Genomic DNA, 26,259 nt, shown 5'->3' on the forward strand with positions numbered 1-26,259 from the left:
CGATCCGGCTTCTTTGTTGGAGCATGATCTTTCTCGAAAACCGGTACCCACTTTTCGGGATCATGCTCTGAATGCAAAAAGGGGCCCGCGTAGGCCCCTTCTCGTCGTTTCTCATATCATGCCGCTTACTGCGCGGCGTTGACCATGTCGGTCAGCATCGGGTCGGCGACCTCGACACCGGAGGCCTTGCGGCGCTCGTCGATGATGAGCTCGTCGCGCGAGGTGGCGATGCGCCTGATCTGGCTCATCGTGCCGCCAGTGCCGGCCGGGATCAGACGGCCGACGATGACGTTTTCCTTCAGGCCCTGCAGCATGTCGGTCTTGCCGGCAACCGCAGCCTCGGTGAGCACCCTGGTCGTCTCCTGGAAGGAGGCGGCTGAGATGAAGGACGGCGTCTGCAGCGAGGCCTTGGTGATGCCGAGCAGCACCGGCTGACCTTCGGCCGGCTTCTTGCCGTCCTCGATCAGGCGCTCGTTGACCTCTTCCAGCTCGATCACGTCGACGTGGTCGCCCGGGATGTAGGTCGAGTCGCCCTGCGTGGTGATCTCGACCTTCTGCAGCATCTGGCGAACGATCACCTCAATGTGCTTGTCGTTGATCGACACGCCCTGCAGGCGGTAGACCTCCTGGATTTCGTTCACGAGGTAGGAGGCAAGCGCCTCCACGCCCTTGATCGCCAGGATGTCGTGCGGCGCCGGGTTGCCGTCGAGGATGTAGTCGCCCTTCTCGATGACGTCGCCGTCCTGGAGATGGAACGGCTTGCCCTTCGGGATCAGGTACTCCACCGGCTCGAGCGTCGAGTCATGCGGCTCGATGATGATGCGGCGCTTGTTCTTGTAGTCGCGGCCGAAGCGGATCGTGCCATCGATCTCGGCGATGATGGCGTGATCCTTCGGACGGCGAGCCTCGAACAGTTCGGCCACGCGCGGCAGACCACCGGTGATGTCCTTGGTCTTGGCGCTTTCCATCGGGATACGCGCCAGCACGTCGCCAGGCTTCACATGGGCGCCCGGCTCGACCGAGAGGATGGCCTCGACCGAGAGCAGGAAGCGCGCATCGCCGCCCTTCGACAGCTTACCGACCTTGCCCTTGGCGTCCTGGATGACGATCGCCGGCTTCAGGTCGCTGCCGCGCGGCGTCGAACGCCAGTCGATGACCTCACGCTTGGTGATGCCGGTCGACTCGTCGGCCGTTTCCTGAACGGAGATGCCGTCGACCAGGTCCTCGAACGCCACGCGACCCTCGATTTCGGTGAGGATCGGGCGGGTATAGGGATCCCACTCGGCGATACGCTGGCCGCGCTTCACCTTGTCGCCATCGTCCACGAAGATGCGCGAACCATAGGCGACGCGGTGCGTGGCGCGCTCCTTGCCGGTCTCATCGAGGATGAGCACCGCCATGTTGCGGCCCATGACCATCTGCTGGCCTTCCGAGTTGCGCACCACGTTGCGGTTGCGGATCTGCACCTTGCCCTCATAGGAGGCTTCAAGGAACGAAGAGTCCACCACCTGCGCCGTGCCGCCCATGTGGAAGGTACGCATGGTGAGCTGGGTGCCCGGCTCGCCGATCGACTGCGCCGCGATGACGCCGACGGCCTCGCCCTGGTTGACGGGGGTACCGCGGGCCAGGTCGCGACCGTAGCAGACGGCGCACACGCCGGTCCTGACCTCGCAGGTCAGCGCCGAGCGGATGCGGACCGACTGCACGCCGGCCTTTTCGATCTGCTCCACATCGCGCTCGTCCATCAGCTTGCCGGCCTTGACCAGCAGATCGCCGGTGACCGGGTGGTTGATGTCGTCGAGCGCGGTGCGGCCCAGCACGCGCTGGCCGACCGAAGCAACAATCTGGCCGGCATCGACGATCGGCTGCATGGTGAGGCCCTTGTCGGTGCCGCAATCCACGGAGTTGACGATGCAGTCCTGCGCCACGTCGACGAGACGGCGGGTGAGGTAGCCCGAGTTCGCCGTCTTCAAGGCGGTGTCGGCCAGACCCTTGCGGGCGCCGTGGGTCGAGTTGAAGTACTCGAGCACGGTGAGGCCTTCCTTGAAGTTCGAGATGATCGGCGTCTCGATGATTTCACCCGACGGCTTGGCCATCAGGCCACGCATGCCGGCGAGCTGACGCATCTGGGTGGGCGAACCGCGCGCACCCGAATGCGACATCATGTAGATCGAGTTCATCGGCTTCTGGCGGCCGTTGTCCTCGAACTCCACCGCCTTGATGCGGGCCATCATCTCGTCGGCGACCTTTTCCGAGCACTTGGCCCAGGCGTCGACGACCTTGTTGTACTTCTCGCCCTGCGTGATCAGGCCGTCATTGTACTGCTGTTCGTACTCCTTGGCCAAAGCCTCGGTCTCGGAGACCAGCTTCAGCTTGGTATCCGGGATCAGCATGTCGTCCTTGCCGAACGAAATGCCGGCACGGCAGGCATGGGCGAAGCCGAGCGCCATGATGCGGTCGCAGAAGATGACCGTCTCTTTCTGACCGCAGTGGCGGTAGACGGTGTCGATCATCTTGGAGATGTTCTTCTTGGTCATCTCCTGGTTGGCGGTCTCATACGGCACGTTGACGTTCTTCGGCAGAAGCTCGCCGATGATCATGCGGCCGGGCGTGGTGTCGTAGATCTTCGACACGACATTGCCTTCGGCGTCGACCGTGCGGAAGCGGCCCTTGATCTTGGCGTGCAGCGTCACGGCCTTGGTCTCCAGCGCATGCTGGAGCTCGCCCATGTCGGCAAACACCATGCCTTCGCCCGGCTCGTTCTGGTTGACGATCGAGAGATAGTAGAGACCGAGAACCATGTCCTGCGACGGCACGATGATCGGCGCGCCGGAGGCCGGGTGCAGGATGTTGTTGGTCGACATCATCAGCACGCGGGCTTCGAGCTGCGCTTCCAGCGACAGCGGCACGTGGACCGCCATCTGGTCACCGTCGAAGTCGGCGTTGAAGGCGGTGCAGACCAGCGGATGCAGCTGGATCGCCTTGCCTTCGATCAGGGTCGGCTCGAACGCCTGGATGCCGAGGCGGTGCAGCGTCGGCGCGCGGTTGAGCAGCACCGGATGCTCGCGGATAACCTCGTCGAGGATATCCCAAACCTCCGGACGCTCCTTCTCGACCAGCTTCTTCGCCTGCTTGACGGTCGAGGAGAAACCCTTGGCGTCGAGGCGGGCGTAGATGAAGGGCTTGAACAGCTCGAGCGCCATCTTCTTCGGCAGGCCACACTGATGCAGCTTCAGCTCCGGACCGGTCACGATGACCGAGCGACCGGAATAGTCGACGCGCTTGCCGAGCAGGTTCTGACGGAACCGGCCCTGCTTGCCCTTGAGCATGTCGGACAGCGACTTCAGCGGACGCTTGTTGGCGCCGGTGATGACGCGGCCGCGACGGCCGTTGTCGAACAGCGCGTCGACGGCTTCCTGCAGCATGCGCTTCTCGTTACGCACGATGATGCCGGGCGCGCGCAACTCGATCAGCCGCTTCAGGCGGTTGTTGCGGTTGATGACGCGGCGATAGAGGTCATTCAGATCCGACGTCGCAAAGCGGCCGCCGTCCAGCGGAACCAGCGGGCGCAGATCCGGCGGGATCACCGGAACCACCTTCATGATCATCCATTCCGGACGGTTGCCGGATTCCATGAAGTTCTCGACGACCTTGAGCCGCTTCAGATACTTCTTCTGCTTCAGCTCGGAGGTGGTCGAAGCCAGCTCCGAACGCAGGTCGCCGGCGATCTTCTCCAGGTCCATGCCGGCAAGCAGGTCATGGATGGCCTCGGCGCCGATCATGGCGGTGAAAGAATCCTCGCCGTACTCGTCGACGGCGAGCATGTACTCCTCCTCGCTGAGGAGCTGGTTCTCCTTCAGCGCGGTGAGGCCCGGCTCGGTGACGATGTAGTTCTCGAAGTAGAGCACACGCTCGATGTCCTTGAGGGTCATGTCGAGCAACGTGCCGATGCGCGAAGGCAGCGACTTCAGGAACCAGATATGGGCGACGGGCGCGGCGAGCTCGATATGGCCCATGCGCTCGCGGCGAACGCGCGACAGCGTGACTTCGACGCCGCATTTTTCGCAGATGACGCCCTTGTACTTCATGCGCTTGTACTTGCCGCAAAGGCACTCATAGTCCTTGATCGGACCAAAAATGCGCGCGCAGAACAGGCCGTCACGCTCCGGCTTGAAGGTGCGGTAGTTGATGGTCTCCGGCTTCTTGATCTCGCCGAACGACCAGGACAGAATCTTCTCTGGGCTGGCAAGCGAGATCCGGATGGAATCGAACACCTGCGCAGGCGCCTGCGGGTTGAAGAGATTCATGACCTCTTGGTTCATGCCGTTCTCCTTTTCGGGGTCCTCGATAACCCCTTCAATCGATCGCGGACGAAATGTCCGCAGACTGGCCGGTCAAACCGGCCGAAGACTTCTTGGTTGAGCATGACCTTGTCCGAAAACCGGTGGCCACTTTTCGGGGTCATGCTCGGGGCGCGCCGCTTCCTGGAGCGGCGCGCCATAAGCTTCATTCGGCTGCGTCGGGCAGACGCGTCGGAGCCTCTTCGACCTGGGTGTTTTCCAGCTCCACATTGAGGCCGAGCGAGCGCATTTCCTTGACGAGAACGTTGAAGCTCTCCGGAATGCCCGCCTCGAACGTGTCGTCGCCGCGCACGATCGCCTCGTAGACCTTGGTGCGGCCGGCCACGTCGTCCGACTTCACCGTCAGCATTTCCTGCAGCGTGTAGGCGGCGCCGTAGGCTTCGAGCGCCCAGACCTCCATTTCGCCGAAGCGCTGGCCGCCGAACTGCGCCTTGCCGCCCAGCGGCTGCTGGGTGACGAGCGAGTACGGACCGATCGAACGCGCGTGGATCTTGTCGTCCACCAGGTGGTGCAGCTTGAGCATATAGATATAGCCCATCGTCACCTTGCGATCGAACGGCTCGCCGGTGCGACCGTCATAGAGCTGCGACTGACCGCTGGTGTGCAGGCCTGCCTGCTCCAGCATGGTGTTGATGTCGACCTCATGCGCGCCGTCGAACACCGGTGTCGCGATGGAGACGCCGCGGCGCATCTGCTCGCTCAGGCGAACGATGCTCTCGTCGTCATATTCGCGGATCGGCTCGTTGCGGTCGTTGGCCGGCATGAAGCTTTCCAGCGTCTTGCGCAGCGGCTTGATGTCGCCACCACCCTTATACGCGTCGATCAGCTCGCCGATCTTCCTGCCCATGCCGGCGCAAGCCCAGCCAAGATGCGTTTCCAGGATCTGGCCGACATTCATGCGGCTCGGCACACCCAGCGGGTTGAGCACGATATCGGCATGCGTGCCGTCCTCGAGGAAAGGCATGTCCTCGACCGGAACGATGCGCGACACGACACCCTTGTTGCCGTGACGGCCGGCCATCTTGTCGCCCGGCTGCATCTTGCGCTTCACCGCCACGAAGACCTTGACCATCTTCATGACGCCCGGAGGCATTTCGTCGCCGCGCTGCACCTTCTCGACCTTGTCCATGAAGCGCTGCTCGAGCGCCTTCTTGGACTCGTCGTACTGGCCACGCAGAGCCTCGAGCTCGCTCTGGAGCTTCTCGTTCTCCACGGCGAACTGCCACCACTGCGAACGCGGATACTCGTCGAGCGTGTCCTTCGATAGCTTCGAGCCCTTCTTGAAGCCCTTCGGCCCGGCAATCGCTTCCTTGCCGACCAGCATGTCGGAAAGACGCGCGTAGACGTTGCGGTCGAGGATCGCCTGTTCGTCGTCGCGGTCCTTGGCCAGACGCTCGATCTCCTCGCGCTCGATCGCCATCGCGCGCTCGTCCTTCTCCACGCCGTGGCGGTTGAAGACGCGCACTTCGACGACCGTGCCGAAGGTGCCCGGAGGCATGCGCATGGAAGTGTCGCGGACGTCCGAGGCCTTTTCGCCAAAGATGGCGCGCAGAAGCTTTTCTTCCGGCGTCATCGGGCTTTCGCCCTTCGGGGTGATCTTGCCGACCAGGATGTCACCCGGCTGCACCTCGGCGCCGATATAGACGATGCCGGCCTCGTCGAGGTTCTTCAGCGCCTCCTCCGAAACGTTCGGAATGTCGCGCGTGATTTCCTCCGGCCCGAGCTTGGTGTCGCGCGCCATGACCTCGAACTCCTCGATGTGGATCGAGGTGAAGACGTCATCGGCCACGATGCGCTCGGAGAGCAGGATCGAGTCCTCGTAGTTGTAGCCGTTCCACGGCATGAACGCGACCAGCACGTTACGGCCGAGCGCCAGATCGCCGAGCTCGGTCGACGGACCGTCGGCGATGATGTCGCCCTTGTTGACGCGGTCGCCCATGCGCACCAGCGGCCGCTGGTTGATGCAGGTGTTCTGGTTCGAACGCTGGAACTTCATCAGCCGGTAGATGTCGACGCCCGACTTGCCGGGATCGAGGTCTTCCGTGGCGCGGATAACGATACGGGTGGCGTCCACCTGATCGACCACGCCGCCGCGGCGAGCGCCGATGGCCGCGCCCGAGTCACGGGCGACGACCGGCTCCATGCCGGTGCCGACGAACGGCGCCTCGGCGCGCACCAGCGGCACGGCCTGACGCTGCATGTTCGAGCCCATCAGCGCGCGGTTGGCGTCGTCGTTCTCGAGGAACGGGATGAGCGCCGCCGCGACCGACACCATCTGCTTCGGCGAGACGTCCATCAGGTCGACGTTCTCGCGCGGCGCCATCATCACTTCGCCGGCGTTACGGCAAATGACGAACTCGTCGACGAAGCTGCCGTTCTTGTCGAGCTCGGCGTTGGCCTGCGCGACATAGTGCTTGGCCTCTTCCATCGCCGACAGGTAGACAACTTCGTTGGTCAACTTGCCGCCCACGATCTTGCGGTACGGGCTTTCGATGAAGCCGTACTTGTTGACGCGCGCGAAGGTGGCCAGCGAGTTGATAAGACCGATATTCGGGCCTTCCGGCGTCTCGATCGGGCAGATGCGGCCGTAATGCGTCGGGTGCACGTCGCGCACCTCGAAGCCGGCGCGCTCGCGGGTCAGACCGCCCGGTCCAAGCGCCGAGAGGCGACGCTTGTGGGTGATCTCCGACAGCGGGTTGGTCTGGTCCATGAACTGCGACAGCTGCGAGGAGCCGAAGAACTCGCGCACGGCGGCGGCCGCCGGCTTGGCGTTGATCAGATCCTGCGGCATGACCGTGTCGATCTCGATCGAGGACATGCGTTCCTTGATCGCGCGCTCCATGCGCAGCAGGCCGACGCGGTACTGGTTCTCCATGAGCTCGCCGACCGAACGCACGCGGCGGTTGCCGAGATTGTCGATGTCGTCGATCTCGCCCTTGCCGTCGCGCAGCTCGACCAGCGTCTTGACCACGGCCAGGATGTCTTCCTTGCGCAGCACGCGCACGGTGTCCTCGGCCTTGAGCTCGAGGCGCATGTTCATCTTGACGCGGCCGACGGCCGACAGGTCATAGCGCTCGCTATCGAAGAACAGCGAGTTGAACATGGCTTCGGCGGTCTCGAGGGTCGGCGGCTCGCCCGGGCGCATGACGCGGTAGATGTCGAACAGCGCGTCCTGGCGGCTCTCGTTCTTGTCGACGTTGAGCGTGTTGCGGATATAGGCGCCGACATTGACGTGGTCGATGTCCAGAATCTGGATCTCTTCCTCGCCGGTGCCGAGCAGCACCTTCAGCGTCTTGTCGTCGATCTCGTCGCCGGCCTCGAGGAAGATCTCGCCGGTGGCGTAGTTGACGATGTCCTCGGCGAGGTAGTTCCCGAGCAGATCCTCGTCGGTCGCCTTGATGGCCTTGAGACCCTTCTCGCCAAGCTGGCGGGCCTGGCGGGCGGTGATCTTCTTGCCTTGCTCGACGACGATTTCACCGGTGTCGGCATCAACCAGATCGCCGACGGCCTTGAGGCCGCGGAAGCGCTCGACGTTGAACGGAATGCGCCAATGGTCGCCGGCGCGCTTGTAGGTGATCTTGTTGTAGAAGGTCGACAGGATCTCTTCGCCGTCCATGCCGAGCGCCATCAGCAGCGACGTCACCGGGATCTTGCGGCGGCGGTCGATGCGGGCGTGCACGACGTCCTTGCTATCGAACTCGATGTCGAGCCACGAGCCGCGATAGGGAATGACGCGCGCAGCAAACAGAAGCTTGCCCGACGAGTGCGACTTGCCCTTGTCATGGTCGAAGAAGACGCCCGGCGAGCGGTGCATCTGCGAGACGATGACGCGCTCGGTGCCGTTGACGATGAAGGTGCCGTTCGACGTCATGAGCGGCATGTCGCCCATGTAGACGTCCTGCTCCTTGATGTCCTTGATCGACTTCGCGCCGGTATCCTCGTCGATATCGAACACGATGAGGCGCAGCGTCACCTTGAGCGGCGCAGCATAGGTCAGGTCGCGCTGACGGCACTCGTCAACGTCGAATTTCGGTGCCTCGAACTCATACTTCACGAACTCCAGCATGGAGGAGCCGGAAAAGTCGGAGATCGGGAAGACCGACTTGAAAACGGCCTGCAGTCCCTCGTCCGGACGGCCGCCCTTGGGCTCGTCCACCATCAGGAACTGGTCATAGGATGCCTTCTGAACCTCGATCAGGTTCGGCATCTCCGCAACTTCCGGGATCTTTCCGAAGAACTTGCGTACGCGTCTGCGGCCATTGAAAGTCTGGGTCTGGGCCATCGTCGCTCCTTAGCTCTAAACTCGGGACGAACCTCGCCGCGGCTCGCCTTGCACCAACGGGCCGCCTCGACGGCTGCCCCTATCTGTTTTCCGGCCTGCACTGCCAACAGCTTGGCGGGTACCGGCTAAAACGGGAGAAAACCCGTTTCCGGAAGGCCGCTTTTCGGCCCTCAGGAAAGAGGTTTTCAAACGCCTCGCGCAACAAAGTCTCCCTCAGTCCAAGGGAGGGGCGGACGGCGCGAGACCGTCCGCCCACGCCTAATTACTTCAGCTCGACCTTGGCGCCAGCTGCTTCCAGCTGAGCCTTGAACTTGTCGGCGTCGGCCTTGGAAACGCCTTCCTTGACCGGCTTCGGAGCCGCTTCGACCAGGTCCTTGGCTTCCTTGAGGCCAAGGCCGGTGATGGCGCGGACTTCCTTGATGACGTTGATCTTCTGGGCGCCGGCGTCGGCGAGAACGACGTCGAATTCCGTCTTCTCTTCAGCCGGAGCAGCGGCAGCGGCAGCACCACCAGCAGCGGCGGCAACAGCCACCGGAGCGGCGGCCGAAACGCCCCACTTCTCTTCCAGGAGCTTCGAAAGCTCAGCCGCCTCGAGGACGGTCAGGCTCGAAAGGTCGTCTACGATCTTCGCGAGATCAGCCATTTTGATATTCCTTCAATTGGTTCGAACGTGTGTTGTTGACAGCGAGGAACGGCCTCATGCCGCCTCGTCCTTCCGGGCGTAAGCGCCGATGACACGCGCGACCGAAGCCGCGGGCGCATTGACGATCTGGGCGATCCGGGTTGCCGGCGTAGCGATCATGCCAACCAGCTTGGCGCGCAGCTCGTCGAGCGACGGCATCGTGGCGAGTGCCTTGACACCATCGGCGTTGAGCGAGGTCGAGCCCATCGCGCCGCCGAGAATGATCAGCTTGTCATTCCCTTTGGCGAATTCGGACGCGACCTTCGGCGCCGCAATCGGATCCTCCGAATAAGCGACCAGCGTCTGTCCCTTGAACAGATCGATGATCGATGCGGAGTCCGTGCCCTGAAGAGCGATCTTGGCGAGACGGTTCTTCGCGACTTTGACGGTGCCGCCGGCGGCGCGCATCTTCGACCGAAGGTCGTTCATTTGCGCCACGGTGATACCGGCGTAGTGGGCCACGACGACTGAACCCGCGTTCGAGAACGCATCATTCAGGCCCGTGACGAGTTCGCGCTTTTCCGCTCTGTCCACTGCCTATCTCCAGTTGACCACTGCCTCATTTTCGAGGTCAGAAGTCGGGTTGCCTTTTGCCGGCCGGGCCATCCAAAAACGGATCTCCCGAACGACGCTCGAGGATCCTGCCCCCTTTCGCCACACCGACGGCAAGCCGGCGATGCGCTGACAAAAGGCAAACACGGTTCGAACCTTTCATTGGAGCTTTCGCTCCTTTGTCGGGTCTTCACCCGTCTCATGCAGGCCCACATGAATTAAGGCTGTTGGGCCGCCTGCAATCTCGGACAGGATATCCGGAAACCTTTCGGCTCCCGGGTTACCGGGCCGCCGACGGATCGGCGGTCCGGAATTCTCCATGGGTCGACTCAGGGCCGACCCGACGACACTTACGACGCGGCGAGCGTCGCGATGTCGAGCTTCAGGCCCGGGCCCATCGTCGAGGTGACCGACACCTTCTTGACGTAGTTGCCCTTGGCGCCGGCCGGCTTGGCCCTGTTCACCGCATCGGCGAAGGCGCGGACATTCTCTTCCAGCGCCTTGACGTCGAACGAAACCTTGCCGACGCCGGCCTGGACGATGCCGGCCTTCTCGACGCGGAACTCGACGGCGCCGCCCTTCGAAGCCTTGACGGCCGCAGCCACGTCGGTGGTCACGGTGCCGACCTTCGGGTTCGGCATCATGCCACGCGGGCCGAGCACCTTACCCAGACGGCCGACCAGCGGCATCATGTCCGGCGTGGCGATGCAGCGATCGAAATCGATCGTGCCCTTCTGGACGATGTCGACCAGATCCTCGGCGCCAACGATATCAGCACCGGCGGCCTTTGCTTCCTCAGCCTTGTCGCCACGGGCGAACACGGCGACACGCACGGAACGGCCGGTGCCGTTCGGCAGGTTGACCACGCCGCGGACCATCTGGTCGGCATGGCGCGGATCGACACCGAGATTCATCGAGACCTCGACGGTCTCGTCGAACTTCACCTTGGACCGGTCCTTGAGCAGCTGCAGCGCCTCGGAGAGCGCATAAGCCTTGTTCGGATCGATGCCTTCGCGACTCGCAGCAACACGCTTTGCAATCTTTGCCATGATCTTAGCCCACCACTTCCAGGCCCATCGAGCGGGCGGAGCCCTCGACCATGCGCATGGCCGCCTCGACGTCGTTTGCGTTCAGGTCCTTCATCTTCTGCTCGGCGATCGCGCGCACCTTGTCGCGGCTGATCGTGCCGACCTTGGTCTTGCCCGGCTCCTTGGAGCCCGACTTCAGGTTGGCGGCCTTCTTCAGGAAGTAGCTCACCGGCGGCGTCTTCATGACGAAGGTGAACGACTTGTCCTGGTAGTAGGTGATGACGACCGGGATCGGCGACCCCTTCTCGAGCTCCTGCGTCTGCGCGTTGAACGCCTTGCAGAATTCCATGATGTTGATGCCGCGCTGACCAAGCGCCGGGCCGATCGGGGGCGACGGCGTGGCCGAGCCCGCGGCAACCTGGAGCTTGAGCTGGCCTGCAACTTTCTTAGCCATCTCTATTCCTGCCTTTTCTCATGCCGGCCCATTAGCGGGACACCGGCGGTTGCAGTCTGGTGGTGCGGTTCCGACGGCCGGCTATGCCGTCTTCGCCTCCCACCCGTTCATGCGGCGCCTTAAGCGACCGCCCCGACGCCTTACGGCGCGGATCCCGACGCCTTGCGGCGCGGGTTGTGCCGACGCCTTGCGGCGCGGCTAACCGGATCAGCCCTTTTCGACCTGTCCGAATTCCAGATCGACGGGCACGGCGCGCCCGAAGATCGAAACTTCCACCTTGAGGCGGGCCCGCTCCTCGTCCACTTCCTGGACGACGCCGTTGAACGACGCGAATGGACCATCCGAGACGCGGATCGCCTCGCCGATCTCGAAGGTGACCGAGGGCTTCGGCCGCTCGACGCCTTCCTGGACCTGGTTCAGGATGCGCTGCGCCTCGGTCTCGGTGATCGGCACCGGCTTGGAATCGCCCAGGAAGCCGGTGACCTTCGGCGTGTTCTTGACCAGCGAGAACACGGCGTCCGTCAGGTTGGCCTTCAGGAGCACATAGCCCGGGAAGAACTTGCGCTCTGCATCGACCTTGCGGCCACGGCGGATCTCGACGACCTTCTCGGTCGGCACCACGATCTGCTCGATCTCGCCGGCCAGGCCCTTCTGCTTGGCCTTGTTCTCAATGTCCTCGGCGACCTTCTTCTCGAAGTTCGAATAGGCGTGGACGATATACCAGCGCGCAGTCATTTCCCGACCTCTCCGTAAACCGCCGAATTAATGCCCGAGACCCAGGATCCACTCGATCGCATAGCCCATCAGAATGTCGGCTGCGAAGAAGAAGAGCATCGCGATCACCGCGAACACCAGGACCATCACGGTCGAGATCATGGTTTCGCGCCGCGAAGGCCATGTCACCTTGGCCGTCTCCGCGCGAACCTGCTGGAGAAAGGTGAAGGGATTAGTGGTTTTCGAAGCCATGTGCCGCCTGTTTTTCAAGACCCGTTGGCCGGGCCTCCTGGATGATCCCGCTGGCCGGGACGTGCCGCCTGGGCTCCATGCGGTGCGAATCAGCGCCGCTATTTCACCCACGCAAATCAGACGCGTAAAGCCGGCTTCCCAGCTCCACGCGTCGCGTGTCTGTCTTGTCTACATAAAACCGATTCTTAATCCACGCAAGTGGCAAGGGTCCGCTTTATGTCCTAGCGCCGCCTCGGAACCATCCAGTCGTCCCGTCCCGGCTATGCGGGGCTTATGCCCGAATTTTCCCTATATGGCAAGCTACCCGGCCATTTTCAAATACCGGGCTGGGTTTTGCGTTATGTGGACGCGGCCAGGCGGTATCGCCGCGCATCGCTTGGCATCCATGCCTGTGGCATGCTTTCTTGGAGCGATGACTGAGCCGACGCAAGAACAGGTTGAGCAGCTTACCATTGCCTTCGAACGCTTCACGCGCCGGTTCAAGGTAGCCGAAGCCGTTGCGGCGGCGGAGAACGCACTTAACGCGCTCGACGCTCAGACGCTGGTCTTCATCTGCGACAATGCCGGATGCGGGGCGGCGGACGTCGCCCGCTATCTCGATGTCGCGCCGACGACCATGTCCTCGGCCATCGACAGGCTTGTGCGCAAGGGACTGGTCGAGCGCCGCAGGCCGGAAGAGAACCGCCGGACGGTAGCCCTTACCGCCACGGCAAAGGGCGTGCAGGTGGTCGGCGATCAAAAAGCCGGCTATCGCAACGCCTGCATGGCAATGCTCAGGTCGCTAAACGCCAGCGAACGACAGGAGTTGATCCGCCTTACCGAGAAAATCGCAGATACGAAAGTTGAATAATACGATTTTCGTACTATCATGATGGTGGCTCGGCGGCGTTCCGCTGCCGGTCCCTGAATGGAGACGCCTGTGACCATCATGATCAACGGATCCGACTATCCCGTTCCAGACGATGCGCGCGTGTCGCTGCTCGACATGTTGCGCGAACGCCTTGGGCTAACCGGCACGAAGCTCGGTTGCAACCAGGGTGCCTGCGGCGCCTGCACAGTGTTGCTGGACGACGAGCGGGTGCTGTCCTGCCTCACGCTGGCGGCACAGGCAAAGGGGCGCGATGTTCGCACGATCGAAGGACTGCAAGGGCCAGACGGCGGCCTCCACCCCCTGCAAGAGGCTTTCATCGAACATGATGGCCTCCAGTGTGGCTACTGCACCCCGGGCCAGATCTGCTCGGCGATCGCCATGGCGCGGGAGTTGCGGCGCGGCGATCCAAGTCACGTCACTGCCGATCTCGCAGGCCCGGTCCGGCCGACCCGCGAGGAAATCCGCGAACGCATGAGCGGCAATCTGTGCCGCTGCGGTGCGCATAACGGCATTGTCGAAGCGATCGAGGAAATGCTTGCTGGAGAGCCGGCATGACGCCCTTTGCATTTCACATCGCGAATGACCGTGCGGAAGCCCTGGCGCTTGCTGCCGACGGCGCACGGTTCGTCGGCGGGGGCACGAACCTTGTCGATCTGCTCAGGCAGAATGTCGACTCCGCTTCGCAACTGGTCGATGTCAGCCGCCTCACCTCCGACATCCAGGAAGCTGATGGCGGCGCGCTGCTCATCGGCGCATCGATGAAGAACAGCGCTCTAGCCGCGCAACCGCTGATCCGCGAACGCTATCCGATGCTGTCGCGCGCCTTGCTGGCCGGGGCCTCGGCGCAGATCCGCAACATGGCGACGGTCGGCGGCAACATTATGCAGCGGACACGCTGCGCCTATTTCTACGATGTGGACGGGGCGCGATGTAACAAGCGGCAGCCTGGCGGCGGCTGTGACGCCATCGGCGGCTTCAACCGCTATCACGCAATATTGGGTGCGTCGAATAACTGCGTGGCAACCCATCCCTCGGACATGTGCGTCGCGCTTGCCGCGCTCTCGGCGGTGGTGCATCTCGCCGGCCCCGCAGGTGAGAGAACGGTGCCGCTCGCCGAGTTCCACGCCTTGCCAGGCGCCAGTCCACAAATCGAGAGTGTCCTGCAGCCCGGGGAGATGATCACCGCGGTAGAGCTTCCGCCCGCGACCCCCGCAATGGTGAATTCCGAGTATCGCAAGCTGCGCGACCGTTCGAGCTATGCATTCGCACTGGTTTCCGTGGCGGCTGGCCTGGACGTCGTCGAGGGCAAGGTCGCCGAGGTTCGGATCGCGCTTGGCGGCGTGGCCGCAAAGCCATGGCGCGCCACGCATGCGGAGGCGGCGCTTCGCGGATTGCCGGCGACCCGCGCGAATTTCCTTTCCGCCGCGGAGGAGGAATTGGCCGAGGCGCGGCCGCTCGAAGGCAATGCTTTCAAGATCGGGCTGGCGCAGCGCACGATCGCAGCCGTCCTTGAATCGCTGGCAGGAGATCCCGCATGAGCAAGCTGCAGAATGCCCTCGTCGGCGGAGTCCGCACGGTGCTGGGCCGCGTTCCCGCAAGCTGGCTGCCCGGCGGCACGCCGGATCCGATCATTGAGAAGCGCGCGACGCTGGGAACCCAGCAGCCACGCGTCGACGGTCCCGACAAGGTGCGCGGCGCGGCGCGCTTCGCAGCCGAGGTGCCGATGGAGAACCTGCTCCATGCCGCCTTTGTCCATTCCACCATAGCGCGCGGCAAGATCATCGAGCTCGATGTTTCCGTCGCTGAAGCCGCGCCGGGGGTCGAGCTGGTGATGACCTACCGCAATGCGCCGAAAATGTCGGTGCCTCCCGCGATCGGCATCACCAATCTGAAGGCGGCAGGCAACCACACGCTTCCGGTGATGCAGGACGCCGAAATCCGGTGGAACGGACAGGCGGTGGCCGTCATTCTGGCCGAAACCCGGGAACAGGCCGAACATGCCGCCACGCTGGTCCGGATTCGTTACGAAGCCCAGCCGTCACGCACGCGGTTCGAGGACGGCAAGAAAGTTGCAAGCACGCCGGACTCGATCCTGATCGAACGCAACCGGGTCGACAAGGGAAACGCTTCAAAGAAGCTGGCCGAAGCGGCGTACAAGGTCGATGCGGTCTACAGGACGCCGTGGCAGAGCCACAATCCGATCGAACCGCACGCCGCTACGATCGCCTGGCAGGACGGAAGGCTGATCGTTCACGACACGACGCAGATGATCCACGCAACGGCGGGGTCCCTGGCGAAGGTGTTCGGGCTGAAAGAGGCGGATGTCTTCGTCAGTTCACCCTTCGTCGGAGGTGGCTTCGGCGCAAAGGGAATGTGGGATCATCAGATCCTCGGCGCCGCCGCGGCGAAGCTCGCCGGGCGACCGGTGCGAGTCAGGCTTTCGCGGGCGAGCATGCACCGTCTTGTCGGCGGCCGCACCCAGACCGAGCAGCGCGTCGCGCTGGGGGCCGGTGCCGATGGAAAACTCACCGCCCTGTTGCACCATGGCTATGCCACCAAGCCGAAGCACAGCATATGCGACGAAGGCTTCAGCCTCACCGGGCGATCGCTCTATGCGTCCGGAAGCTTCGACATCGTTCAGCACCATGTCGATCTCGACCTCGTGGCCAACTCTTTCATGCGTGCTCCCGGAGAGGCTCCGGGAACTTTCGCGATCGAATGCGCGATGGACGAACTCGCTCATGAGCTCGGGATGGACCCGATCGAGTTGCGGCGTCGCAACGTCGCTTCCTGTGATCCGATCAGCGGCGCTCCCCATTCGCAGAGCGCCGTGATGACCGCGTACGACATGGGTGCCGAGCGTATTGGTTGGGTGGTGCGCGCCTCCGCGCCTCGTGCACGGCGCCAAGGGGAATGGCTGATCGGCATGGGCTGCGCGGGCGGAACCTTCCCTTTCGCCCGCATGCCCGGCACGTCCGCGCGCATCACCCTCGACGCTGGCGGTCGCGCGCATGTCGCAAGTGCCGCGCAAGAGATGGGAATGGGGACCGCGACCGTGCAGCGCCAGCACGCCGCGGACCGGCTCGGGCTGCCGCTCGACAGTGTGTCGGTGACTATCGGCGACTCCAGCCTGCCCTTCGCCAGCTTCGCCGGCGGATCGTCCCAGACAGCCTCGCTCGGCGCGGCTATCAGTGCAGCGAGCGGCAAGCTTGCAGCCGAGCTGTTGCGCCACGCGGGCAACGACACACCGCTGGCGGGGCTCAGGGTGGGCGAGGTCGAATTCGCCGACAGCGGGCTGCGCAGCGTCGACGACCCTTCGCGGTACGAGAGCTTCGCTTCGATCTTTCGCCGCTCCGGGCGCGACGAGATCAGCGTCACGGGCGAAAGCGGCGCGCCGCTGGAGATGCTCAAATTCTCGATGCACAGCACGTCGGCCATCTTCTGTCAGCTGCGCGTGAGCGAGGTTACCGGGGAAATCCGGATCGATCGCCTGGTCGGCGCCTTCGATTGCGGGCGCATCCTCAACGCGAAAACCGCCACCAGCCAGTTCAAGGGCGGCATGATCATGGGACTGGGAATGGCGCTGACGGAAGAAACGCTGCTGGACGAGCGGAGCGGCCGGATCATGAGCACGTCGCTGGCCGATTATCATGTGCCGGTGCATCTGGACGTGCCGGAGATCGATGTGCTGTGGACGGATGTCCCCGACCCGCGCACGCCCATGGGGGCGCGTGGCATCGGCGAGATCGGTACGACCGGAGTGGCCGCGGCCGTTGCCAACGCCGTGTTCAACGCCACCGGTATTCGCGTACGCGACCTGCCTATCACCCTCGACAAGCTGGCCGCCGATACAACTCAAGCAAAAGTATGAGGCGGTTCCGTCCGGAACCTAAACGAAAGCGAGACGATTCCTTTTGAGGAAATGGCACGGGCAGCAGGGCTCGAACCTACGACCTGCGGTTTTGGAGACCGCCGCTCTACCAACTGAGCTATGCCCGTGCATGCGCTTGTTCGGCGCAGGCGCTTCCTAAAAGCTTCCGGGCCCTCTGTAAAGAGCACTAACCTGCCGTTTTCGAAGCTTTGCCGGATTTCTCCATCGCATTTCCGTCGGCGACGGATTGCGTTCCCGGAAAACGCGCCTGGGCCTACGATTTTCCGGCCGGCGGCTTGTATGGCCCGCCTGGCACACCCCAGCCCCAGGCCGGCATCGGCTCGGTCGCGGGATCGCAGGTCTCGCCCAGATTCGAGTTCATCTTCGCCAGCCGCGATCCCCATTCGACATAGCCCATGAAGGCGGAGCGGAACTCGGGGTCGTCCGGCAGGCCGACTTCGTCGGCCGCGTCGGCCAGAAGATTGATCCAGCGCCGCCGCTGCTCCTCGGTCAGGTGCTTGCCGAGATGATGCATCACCATCTCGCGATGGCCGCCAAACTCTTCGCTATAAGTCTTCGGCCCGCCGAAGACCTCGCCGATGAAGGCGGCGACATGCGCCGGGTGGTCCGACGACATGGTCTTGAACACGGGGCCGACGATCGGATCAAATGCCACCTTGTCGTAGAAGGCGCGTGTCAGCCTGTTGAGCGCCTCGCTGCCGCCGGCCCATTCGTACAAAGTCGGGATTTCCGCGCTCATCGCCGATCCTCCGTTCCGCAAATCGCGCGAGGAGGATAGCGGCGCCGCCCTGCCCGCCTCAACCTGCCTCGATGGCCAGTGCCGGGCTCTCTCCTTGTCTATGCAATTCCGGACGGAGAACCGTGAACACTTTCCTGGAATTGCTCTAAAGTTTCGCTGGCGCCTCGGCCTCGGCATTGGCGGCCGGCAGCACTCGGCAATTGTCCCGTTTCGGCGATGAGTTGCAGATGGTTGCCCCAGTCAGCGCATCCACCGATTGCGATCCGGTCGTGAGCCCGAATTCGCGAAGTTCGCCCTGGCTGAGTTCCCTGTGCTTGGCAAACCGCGCCGACTGCATGGCGGCAAAAAAGCCCGCGCCGATCGCCATCTCGTCGAGATACGCCCTGACCTTCTCTTCCATGCCCATGGAATGCACCAGGAAATGCGCATCGGCGCCGACGAGGCGCCTGATGCCGCCGGCGATCATCATCGCGCAGGCGGCGTCGCATTGGGCGCCTGCATCGATGGTGAGACCGCTGTAGAGGCCTTCGGCTGGTTCGCACCCCGCCTCGCCCGGATCGCAATCGAGAAAGGCGGTTCGGGCGACCGCGACATCCAACCCGCGCTCACGGATCAGGCGACCCGCGGCAAGCGCTGCCTGCACATCGCCACCTGGCGAGTTGACGACCACCGGCAATCTGCGCCCGCCGAGCGTATCCAGCAGCTGGCGAAGCTTGCCGGCCGTGCCTGCGGCGATCGTGCCTTCCGCCGAAATCCATTCCGGACAATCGGGATTGCAGAGCGGGTTGCTGCCGCGAACGACAACGAAGCGCATGTCCTGTTCCTGGACCCGCGGCCGGGGCGCCGTGCCCGGAGCAGCGAGCAAAGGCGCGGCTTCGACCTTCGCGACCTCGGCCGGCTTGGCGTTCGACGGCATCTCGCGGCAATTCGCCGGCACGGGATTGCGCAGGCACATGCTCTTTTCGGTCAACAGATCGAGCGAATCGAGGCTGGTGACGAGCTTCATCTCCAGCATATCGTCGGGCTCGATCTGCCGGATGTCGCTGGCGGGCGTCGTCTTCATCACATCCAGCACGCCCTGCTCGACGCCCATCTCCTTCAGATAGGCCGACAGGCGTTTCTCGACCGCCTTGCTGCCGAAACCACGCCTGGCTAGCCCCTCGGGTACAACTCATACTAGTTCCAGCGACGGCCAATCCCATGGCGATAGCCAGCCCGAGCCGGATAAGCCGCCGCAAAATGATTTTTGAACGAAACGTCTCATAGGTCTTGTAGCTGCCGGCATTCTTGCGGCTGACGACCCTGGTGCCGATGATCTTCTTCTTGCCGTTCACGATCCGATAGGTGGTGCGGTAGAGCAGTTTTTCACGCCGGAAGGTCGTGGTGATCTGGTGGACACCGAGATAGGCCCATTCGCCAACGACGCGGCGGATGCCGCCGGCAAACATCAGCGGACAGGCCGAATTGCACATCGCGCCGCTGTCGTAAGCGACGCCGGAATAGGGCTGCTGCCTGGCGTCGTCGCCCCGGCAGTTCTTCATCCCCGGCGAGCAGCCGGAAAACTCCGTGATGCCGACCGCGATATCGAGCTTGTTCTTGCGGATCATGCGGCCAAGCTGGAGCGCGGCATCGACATTGCCGCCGGGAGAATTGACGACGATCGGCAGTTGCCTCCCATCGAGCGTCTTCAGCAAGCGCCTGAACAGCGCCGGCGTGCCGGCCTCGATCGTGCCTTCGGCGGAAATCCATTCCGGGCAATTCGGCTCGCAGCCCGTCGCGCTGCTCCTCACCACCACGAAGCGCATCGTCGGACCGAGATCGGGCGGATCCTCCTTTGCGGCGGCGCCAAAGGCGATGCTTGCAACAGAATTGAGCTTGCCGGCCCGATACTGCTTCCAAACGAAAAGGGCGGCCCGAAGACCGCCCTTTCCCTTGTCGAACCGGCAACGGCCGGATCGATTACTCCTTGATGGTGACGACGATGCCTGCACCGACGGTGCGGCCGCCTTCACGGATGGCGAAGCGCAGCTTCTCTTCCATCGCGATCGGCACGATCAGCTCGACGTCGACGGTGATGTTGTCGCCGGGCATCACCATCTCGGTGCCGGCCGGCAGCGTCACGATGCCCGTCACGTCCGTCGTGCGGAAGTAGAACTGCGGACGGTAGTTGGTGAAGAACGGCGTGTGACGGCCGCCTTCGTCCTTGGTCAGGATGTAGGCTTCGGCCACGAACTTCTTGTGCGGCTTCACCGAGCCCGGCTTGGCCAGAACCTGGCCGCGCTCGACGCCCTCGCGGTCGATGCCGCGCAGCAGCGCGCCGATGTTGTCGCCGGCCTGGCCCTGGTCGAGCAGCTTGCGGAACATCTCCACGCCCGTGCAGGTCGTCTTGGTGGTCGGACGGATGCCGACGATCTCCAGTTCCTCGCCGACCTTGACCACGCCGCGCTCGACGCGGCCGGTGACGACCGTGCCGCGGCCCGAGATCGAGAACACGTCCTCGATCGGCATCAGGAACGGCTTGTCCAGCGGACGCACCGGCGTCGGGATGTAGGCGTCGACCTGAGCCATCAGCTCGCGGATGGCGTCCTCGCCGATGGTCTTGTTCGAATCCTCGAGAGCGGCCAGCGCCGAGCCCTTGACGATCGGAATGTCGTCGCCGGGGAACTCATTCTTCGACAGAAGCTCGCGAACCTCGAGCTCGACCAGCTCGAGCAGCTCGGCGTCGTCGACCTGATCGACCTTGTTGAGGAACACCACGATCGAAGGCACACCGACCTGACGGGCAAGCAGGATGTGCTCGCGGGTCTGCGGCATCGGGCCGTCAGCGGCCGACACGACCAGGATCGCGCCGTCCATCTGGGCGGCACCGGTGATCATGTTCTTCACATAGTCGGCGTGGCCGGGGCAGTCGACGTGGGCATAGTGACGGTTGGCCGTCTCATACTCGACGTGAGCCGTCGAAATCGTGATGCCGCGCGCCTTCTCTTCGGGTGCTGCGTCGATCTGGTCATAGCGCTTGTATTCGCCAAAATACTTCGTGATCGCCGCCGTCAGCGACGTCTTGCCATGATCGACGTGACCGATCGTGCCAATGTTCACATGCGGCTTGGTGCGCTCGAATTTACCTTTTGCCATAGTCTCTTTCCTTGGACGGCCTTGACCTTCAGTTCAGTCGAATGCGGGGCGATTAGCGACAACGGCCGAAAAACACAAGTACCTTGTGGCTGAGCGGATTCCCGCTCGACCCGAACCGACGGTCGATTTCAGGGGATGTGGGCGGATATAGGGCTGCCGCGCGTAAAATCAAAGGCTCCAGGCTGGCCCATTGCCGCCGCCGCGCCGCTCTGATCTTGTCGGCGGCATGCAGGTCATTCCATCCAATATCCGCGGCCCGCTGTTCATGGTCGTCTCGACGGGGTCCTACCTCGTCAACGACACGATGATGAAGCTCGCGACCGCCGGGCTGCCGCCCTATGAGGTGCTGCTGCTGCGCGGCGCGGCGGCCACAGCGTGGGGTGTACCGCTGCTTCTGATGCTGGGTTATGCCAGGCAGATCCCGCTGCTCTTCGAACGCAAGGTGCTGCGCCGCAACCTGTTCGAGCTCCTGGCGATCCTCTGCTACGTCGTCGCCCTGGCGAACATGCAGATCGCGGATTCCACCGCGCTCGGCCAGATCACGCCGCTCCTCGTGCTGGTCGGCTCCTCAATGCTGTTCGGCGAAAGGATCGGCGCAACGCGCATGGCGCTGATCGGCCTTGGCTTTGTCGGAGCGCTCATGGTGGCGCAGCCGACCATGCAGGGCATTTCGGTCTATGCGCTGCTGGCGCTCGGCAACGCCGCCTTTGCGGCGGTGCGCGACATAGCCGGCCGCAAGGTGAGCGCCGAGGTGCCCGGCATGATCGTCGCCATCTCCGCCGTCCTGGTGGTGCTGGTCGGCTCAGGCGCGGCGCATCTGGTCTCCGAGCAATGGATGATGCCCGAAGGACGCCATCTGCTGCTGATCGCGGGTGCCGGCCTGTTCCTGATCTTCGGCCATTTCTTCATCTTCATGGCCTACCGCGTCGGGCCGACAAGCGCGGTGGCGCCCTTCTATTACTGCTTCACCGTCTGGGCAGTCATTTCGGGGCTGCTGGTGTTCGGGCAGTTTCCCAACGCGCTCGCCGTCTGCGGCATCCTGCTGGTCATGGTCAGCGGCCTTGTGATCGTCTCTCTCGACGAGAGGAAGCGCCGATTGGCCATGGTCGCCTGACGACGCGCATCAATCTGGGCCGATCCGACAGGATCGACTCCCAGCAGCCCGGCCGGCTGCGACTTTCTTGGCCTACAGCGTGCGCTTGCCCGAAATCTGGTGATAGGCCCAGAGCACGACGATCGAGCCGATGACGGCCACGATCAGGCTCCAGATGTTTAGGCCGGTGACACCGGCCGAGCCGAAAGCGCTGAAGATCAGCCCGCCGACGATGGCGCCGACGATGCCGAGCACAATGTCCATGATCATGCCCTGGCCGGTCTTGTTGACGATCTTGCTGCCGATGAAGCCGGCGATAAGGCCCAGAATGATCCAGCTGATGATGCCCATAATTCCCTCCAAATACCCCCGCCCCCCATCATGGTCATATGATTGTCAAAAGCTCAAGACAGCTTGAAATTCCGCCTGTTTGCGCCATTCTGGGGACGGGCGGACTTGGCTGGACAAGGAGATCCACGATGGGCCTGTTCGACAATGCCGTTCCCGGCGGGAATATCACCAAACCTCTGATGATCGCGCTCGGCGCGCTTTTGGTCGGCAGGATGCTGAGCGGCAGAAGCGAGGAACCGGCCGCGCCGCAAGCGCCGGCGCCCGCGCCTGCCGGAACCGGCGCGTCCGCCGATGGCGGCTTGCTCGGCGGGCTAGGTGGCCTGCTCGACAAGCTCAAGGATGCCGGCCACGGCAATGTCGCCGACTCCTGGGTCGGGACCGGCCAGAACCAGCCGATCAATCCGGGCGATCTAGGCTCGGCGCTCGGGCCGGCGGTGATCCGCGAGATCGCCCAGCGCACAGGCATGAACGAGCAGGAACTGCTGCAGCAGCTCTCCACGGCGCTGCCCGGCATCGTCGACAAGCTGACGCCGAACGGCCAGATCCCGCAGAACCATCAGGTCGCCTCGGCCTTCAACAGCTGAGAGCTGAACAGATGAGAACGCGCCGCGCGCCATGGTGGGCGGCGTTTCTTTGTCAGACAGCAGAGAAGCAATCTGGAGCGGGTAGCGGGAATCGAACCCGCATATTCAGCTTGGAAGGCTGCTGCTCTACCACTGAGCTATACCCGCGCCTTGCACTGAGGTACCGGATTCACCCGAAAAGCGCCATGCACTTTTCGGTCCGAGACTTTTCGTTTCAGGGCTTCCGGGCCGGCAGTGGTGGAGAGGGTTGGATTCGAACCAACGTAGGCTAAGCCAACGGATTTACAGTCCGTCCCCTTTAACCACTCGGGCACCTCTCCAGTCTGCCGCCGGAGCCATGCAACGAGGCATTCGCGCCGATCCGGAGCCCGAGTAAGATCTTCTCCGAAATCAGCGATGCGCCTTATGGCGGCAAGGCCGGTGGGTGTCAACCGGCGCGGCCAGGGTTTTTCGAGGATGTCCGGCATTCATTTCTTGAGCCCATATCCTTAGCCGGGCGGGACGGCTATAGAAGCCCGCATGAACGACGATAAAAGCACCAAGCCCGGCACGCGCAAGGACACCCACTACGCCAAGCTGAGGCGCGCGCATCGAGACCAGAAGGCGGGCGGTGCGCCGGCATTCCGGCCGCGCCAGCCGGTGCCGCCGGGGAAGGGCCTGGCGACGGGCTGGTGCGGCTTTACGGCCTGCACACGGTGCGGGCCGCCCTCGACAATCCGCGCCGCAAGATCAAAAAGATGCTGGTGACCCGCAACGCGGCGGAGCGGCTTTCGATCGGCGAGCTTGCCGCCCTACCCTTCAAGGCCGAGTTGGTCGAGCCGAAGGAGATCGACAGGATCACCGGGTCGGACGCCGTGCATCAGGGCGTGCTGATCGAGGCCGAGCCGCTGAAGCCCAAGCGCCTCGACGCGCTCGGCGACACAAGGCTGGTGCTTGTGCTCGACCAGGTGACGGACCCGCACAATGTCGGCGCGATCCTGCGCTCCGCCGTCGCTTTCGGCGCCGGCGCGCTGATCACGACTGCACGCCACAGCCCGCAGGAATCCGGCGTTCTGGCGAAATCCGCGTCCGGGGCCCTGGAGCATATCGACCAGATCGAGGTGAAGAACCTCGCCGATGCGCTGGGGCAGCTGCACGAGGCCGGTTTCCAGACGATCGGACTTGATTCCGAAGGACCGGCCGAGCTCGAAAAGACATTCGACGGCCAAAAGATCGCGTTGGTGCTGGGCGCGGAAGGCAAGGGCCTGCGGCAAAAAACCCGCGAGACGGTGGCCGCGCTCGCCCGCCTCGACATGCCGGGCGCCATCCATTCGCTCAACGTGTCGAATGCGGCGGCGGTGAGCCTTTATGCGGCAAGGAAATTCCTAGCGAATAGCGAATAGCGAATAGCGAATAGCGAATAGGCGGAACACCGCGAGGTGCCGGCCTGCAATCCCTACTTGCTACTCCCTATTCGCTACTGGCTAGCCCACTTCGTGGGCCGCCATCCGCTCCAGCGCTCTCACCAGCGCCGAGTGGTCCTCCTTGGCGCCGCCATTGGCGGCGCAGGAATTGAAGAGCTGCTGCGTGGTCGAGGTGTTAGGTAGCGAGACGCCAAGCGCTTTCGCGCCTTCCAGCGCGAGGTTGAGGTCCTTCTGGTGCAACTCGATGCGGAAGCCAGGCGCGAAGGTGCGCTTGATCATGCGCTCGCCATGCACTTCGAGGATGCGCGAGGCGGCGAGCCCGCCCATCAGCGCCTGCCTGACTTTTGCAGGGTCGGCGCCGGCCTTCGAGGCAAAGACGAGGGCTTCGCCGACGGCTTCGATGGTGAGCGCCACCACGATCTGGTTGGCCACCTTGGTGGTCTGGCCAACGCCGTTCGGGCCGACGAGGGTGATGTTCTTGCCCATCTTCTCGAAGACCGGCCTGGCGCGTTCGAAGGCCTTTTCCCCGCCGCCGACCATGATGGTGAGCGAGGCGGCCTTGGCGCCGACCTCGCCGCCCGACACCGGCGCGTCGAGATAATCGCAGCCGAGATCGTTGATCTTCCTGGCGAATTCCTTGGTGGCGATGGGCGAGATCGAGCTCATGTCGATGACGAGCTTGCCCTTAGACAAGCCAGCGGCGACGCCGCTCTCGCCGAAGAGAACATCTGCGACCTGCGGGGTGTCTGGCACCATGGTGATGATGATGTCGGCGACCTTGGCCACCGCATTGTGGCCGGTGACTGACTTCAGCCCCTTGGCGACGAGATCAGCCGGCGGCTTGGAGCGGTGGTCGCTGGCAACGACCGTATGGCCGGCGTCGAGGAGATGCCCCGCTATCGGCGCGCCCATGATGCCGAGGCCGATGAAGCCGATGGTTTCCATTTGTGTCTCCGTCTTTTGGCAAGCCGCGTTCTACGGCGCCCCCTCTGTCCTGCCGGACATCTCCCCCACTTGGGGGAGATTGGCAGTTTCGGCGTCGGCTCTAAGCCGCCGCGCTCCCCTGCCCGGCGAATTCGCTGAACCAGCCGAGTCCGGCCTCTGTGCCCGCCTTCGGCTTGTATTCGGCGCCGATCCAGCCGGAATAGCCGATGCGGTCGATGTGGTCGTAAAGGAAGGGATAGTTGATCTCGCCCGTCCCCGGCTCGTGACGGCCGGGATTGTCCGCAAGCTGGATATGCGCGATGCGGCTAAGGTTCGCCTCGATGGTACGGCCGAGATCCCCCTCCATGATCTGCATGTGATAGATGTCGTATTGCAAATAGAGGTTCTTCGAGCCGATGCGGTCGATCAGCGCCAAGGCCTGGTCGGAGTAATTCAGGAAGAAGCCCGGAATGTCGCGGGTGTTGATCGGCTCGATCAGCAGCCTGATGCCGGCTTGTTCCAGCTTCTCGGCCGCGAAGGCCAGGTTTTCGGCAAAGACGTTTTCCAGCACAGCGCGATCGACGCCCTGGGGCGCGATGCCGGCGAGGCAGTTGACTTGCTCGCAGCCCAGCGCATGCGCATAGGTAATCGCCTTGGCGACGCCCTGGCGGAATTCCGGCACCCGGTCCGGCAGCACGGCAATGCCGCGCTCGCCCTTGCCCCAGTCGCCGGCCGGCAGGTTGAAAAGAACCTGGCTCAGGCCGTTCTTCTTCAGGCGCGCCGCGACGACGTCCGGCGCGTGATCATAGGGGCCGATATATTCGACGCCCTTGAAGCCCGCGCGGGCGGCGGCATCAAAGCGATCGAGGAATTCATGCTCGCCGAAGAGCATGGACAGGTTGGCTGAAAAACGCGGCATTCTTTTCTCCTTCGTTCCGCCTG

The 26,259-nt window shown here is 63.6% G+C and carries 19 protein-coding genes, 3 tRNA genes and 3 pseudogenes; 7 read left to right on the top strand and 18 right to left on the bottom strand.

The genetic code is table 11. From position 1 onward, the window contains the following. Positions 1–125 precede the first annotated feature (125 nt). The 8 genes from rpoC to secE form a co-directional block, all read right to left on the bottom strand. Positions 126–4,322, bottom strand: coding sequence for a DNA-directed RNA polymerase subunit beta' (gene rpoC, locus EJ072_RS31810; RefSeq protein WP_042642156.1), 4,197 nt, complete (start codon positions 4,320–4,322; stop codon positions 126–128). A gap of 184 nt (positions 4,323–4,506) precedes the next feature. Then, complete coding sequence (gene rpoB / locus EJ072_RS31815) at positions 4,507–8,643, bottom strand: DNA-directed RNA polymerase subunit beta (protein ID WP_126082808.1); 4,137 nt, start codon at positions 8,641–8,643, stop codon at positions 4,507–4,509. Positions 8,644–8,905: 262 nt separating this feature from the next. Beyond that, a complete protein-coding gene (gene rplL, locus EJ072_RS31820; RefSeq protein WP_042642152.1) occupies positions 8,906–9,286 on the bottom strand; it encodes a 50S ribosomal protein L7/L12 in 381 nt (126 codons plus the stop codon). Positions 9,287–9,340: 54 nt separating this feature from the next. Beyond that, a complete protein-coding gene (rplJ, locus tag EJ072_RS31825) occupies positions 9,341–9,859 on the bottom strand; it encodes a 50S ribosomal protein L10 (RefSeq protein ID WP_126061036.1) in 519 nt (172 codons plus the stop codon). A gap of 368 nt (positions 9,860–10,227) precedes the next feature. Continuing rightward, positions 10,228–10,926 (bottom strand): 50S ribosomal protein L1, encoded by a 699-nt coding sequence (gene rplA, locus EJ072_RS31830; RefSeq protein ID WP_126082809.1) that lies wholly within the window; start codon positions 10,924–10,926, stop codon positions 10,228–10,230. 4 nt (positions 10,927–10,930) lie between these two features. After that, the gene (rplK, locus tag EJ072_RS31835; protein WP_042642146.1) at positions 10,931–11,359 is read right to left on the bottom strand and encodes a 50S ribosomal protein L11; all 429 of its coding nucleotides are present in this window, start codon (positions 11,357–11,359) and stop codon (positions 10,931–10,933) included. A 207-nt stretch (positions 11,360–11,566) separates the two neighbouring features. Further along, on the bottom strand, positions 11,567–12,094 hold the full coding sequence (gene nusG / locus EJ072_RS31840; protein WP_095818149.1) for a transcription termination/antitermination protein NusG: 528 nt from the start codon (positions 12,092–12,094) through the stop codon (positions 11,567–11,569). 27 nt (positions 12,095–12,121) lie between these two features. Further along, complete coding sequence (gene secE, locus EJ072_RS31845) at positions 12,122–12,325, bottom strand: preprotein translocase subunit SecE (RefSeq protein ID WP_027170383.1); 204 nt, start codon at positions 12,323–12,325, stop codon at positions 12,122–12,124. A gap of 292 nt (positions 12,326–12,617) precedes the next feature. Between secE and EJ072_RS31850 the strand changes: the two genes are divergently transcribed. From EJ072_RS31850 to EJ072_RS31865, 4 genes are all read left to right on the top strand, one after another. Next, positions 12,618–13,175, top strand: a complete 558-nt coding sequence (locus tag EJ072_RS31850; RefSeq protein WP_245463297.1) for a MarR family winged helix-turn-helix transcriptional regulator — start codon at positions 12,618–12,620, stop codon at positions 13,173–13,175. 69 nt (positions 13,176–13,244) lie between these two features. Further along, positions 13,245–13,751 (top strand): 2Fe-2S iron-sulfur cluster-binding protein, encoded by a 507-nt coding sequence (locus EJ072_RS31855; RefSeq protein ID WP_126082810.1) that lies wholly within the window; start codon positions 13,245–13,247, stop codon positions 13,749–13,751. Then, positions 13,748–14,734, top strand: a complete 987-nt coding sequence (locus EJ072_RS31860; RefSeq protein WP_126082811.1) for a xanthine dehydrogenase family protein subunit M — start codon at positions 13,748–13,750, stop codon at positions 14,732–14,734. Before EJ072_RS31855 ends, EJ072_RS31860 begins: the two co-directional genes overlap by 4 nt. Then, positions 14,731–17,067: a xanthine dehydrogenase family protein molybdopterin-binding subunit gene (locus EJ072_RS31865; protein WP_126082812.1), complete on the top strand. Its 2,337-nt coding sequence runs from the start codon at positions 14,731–14,733 to the stop codon at positions 17,065–17,067. Before EJ072_RS31860 ends, EJ072_RS31865 begins: the two co-directional genes overlap by 4 nt. A gap of 52 nt (positions 17,068–17,119) precedes the next feature. Here the strand turns inward: EJ072_RS31865 and EJ072_RS31870 are convergent. The 5 genes and pseudogenes from EJ072_RS31870 to tuf all read right to left on the bottom strand — a co-directional run bounded on the left by EJ072_RS31870 (position 17,120) and on the right by tuf (position 20,962). Continuing rightward, a tRNA-Trp gene (locus EJ072_RS31870) sits at positions 17,120–17,195 on the bottom strand. Between the two features lie 146 nt (positions 17,196–17,341). After that, positions 17,342–17,827: a group II truncated hemoglobin gene (locus EJ072_RS31875; protein ID WP_126082813.1), complete on the bottom strand. Its 486-nt coding sequence runs from the start codon at positions 17,825–17,827 to the stop codon at positions 17,342–17,344. 145 nt (positions 17,828–17,972) lie between these two features. Continuing rightward, on the bottom strand, positions 17,973–18,920 hold the full coding sequence (locus EJ072_RS31880; protein ID WP_189343138.1) for a hypothetical protein: 948 nt from the start codon (positions 18,918–18,920) through the stop codon (positions 17,973–17,975). A gap of 133 nt (positions 18,921–19,053) precedes the next feature. Beyond that, a pseudogene (locus tag EJ072_RS37130) lies at positions 19,054–19,632 on the bottom strand (hypothetical protein); the annotation flags it as partial. 154 nt (positions 19,633–19,786) lie between these two features. Next, entirely contained in the window at positions 19,787–20,962 is a 1,176-nt protein-coding gene (gene tuf / locus EJ072_RS31890) for an elongation factor Tu (protein ID WP_126082815.1), read from the bottom strand. A gap of 226 nt (positions 20,963–21,188) precedes the next feature. Between tuf and EJ072_RS31895 the strand changes: the two genes are divergently transcribed. Next, positions 21,189–22,076: a DMT family transporter gene (locus tag EJ072_RS31895; protein WP_126083815.1), complete on the top strand. Its 888-nt coding sequence runs from the start codon at positions 21,189–21,191 to the stop codon at positions 22,074–22,076. Between the two features lie 72 nt (positions 22,077–22,148). Here EJ072_RS31895 and EJ072_RS31900 read toward each other — a convergent pair whose 3' ends face one another. Beyond that, complete coding sequence (locus tag EJ072_RS31900) at positions 22,149–22,406, bottom strand: GlsB/YeaQ/YmgE family stress response membrane protein (RefSeq protein WP_126061040.1); 258 nt, start codon at positions 22,404–22,406, stop codon at positions 22,149–22,151. A 128-nt stretch (positions 22,407–22,534) separates the two neighbouring features. Between EJ072_RS31900 and EJ072_RS31905 the strand changes: the two genes are divergently transcribed. Beyond that, complete coding sequence (locus tag EJ072_RS31905) at positions 22,535–22,990, top strand: YidB family protein (RefSeq protein WP_126082816.1); 456 nt, start codon at positions 22,535–22,537, stop codon at positions 22,988–22,990. A gap of 73 nt (positions 22,991–23,063) precedes the next feature. Here EJ072_RS31905 and EJ072_RS31910 read toward each other — a convergent pair. Then, positions 23,064–23,137: transfer RNA gene (locus EJ072_RS31910), tRNA-Gly, on the bottom strand. Positions 23,138–23,225: 88 nt separating this feature from the next. Then, positions 23,226–23,310, bottom strand: a tRNA-Tyr gene (locus EJ072_RS31915). Between the two features lie 199 nt (positions 23,311–23,509). Here EJ072_RS31915 and EJ072_RS31920 point away from each other — a divergent pair. Next, positions 23,510–24,372, top strand: a pseudogene (locus EJ072_RS31920) (RNA methyltransferase). Between the two features lie 81 nt (positions 24,373–24,453). On the opposite strand, the pseudogene EJ072_RS31925 reads toward EJ072_RS31920, so the two are convergent. Both EJ072_RS31925 and hyi read right to left on the bottom strand, forming a co-directional pair. Continuing rightward, a pseudogene (locus tag EJ072_RS31925) lies at positions 24,454–25,347 on the bottom strand (2-hydroxy-3-oxopropionate reductase); the annotation flags it as partial. Positions 25,348–25,438: 91 nt separating this feature from the next. Continuing rightward, entirely contained in the window at positions 25,439–26,236 is a 798-nt protein-coding gene (hyi, locus tag EJ072_RS31930; protein ID WP_126082818.1) for a hydroxypyruvate isomerase, read from the bottom strand. Positions 26,237–26,259: the final 23 nt, after the last annotated feature.

The sequence above is a fragment of the Mesorhizobium sp. M2A.F.Ca.ET.046.03.2.1 genome (assembly GCF_003952425.1).
Lineage (GTDB): Bacteria > Pseudomonadota > Alphaproteobacteria > Rhizobiales > Rhizobiaceae > Mesorhizobium.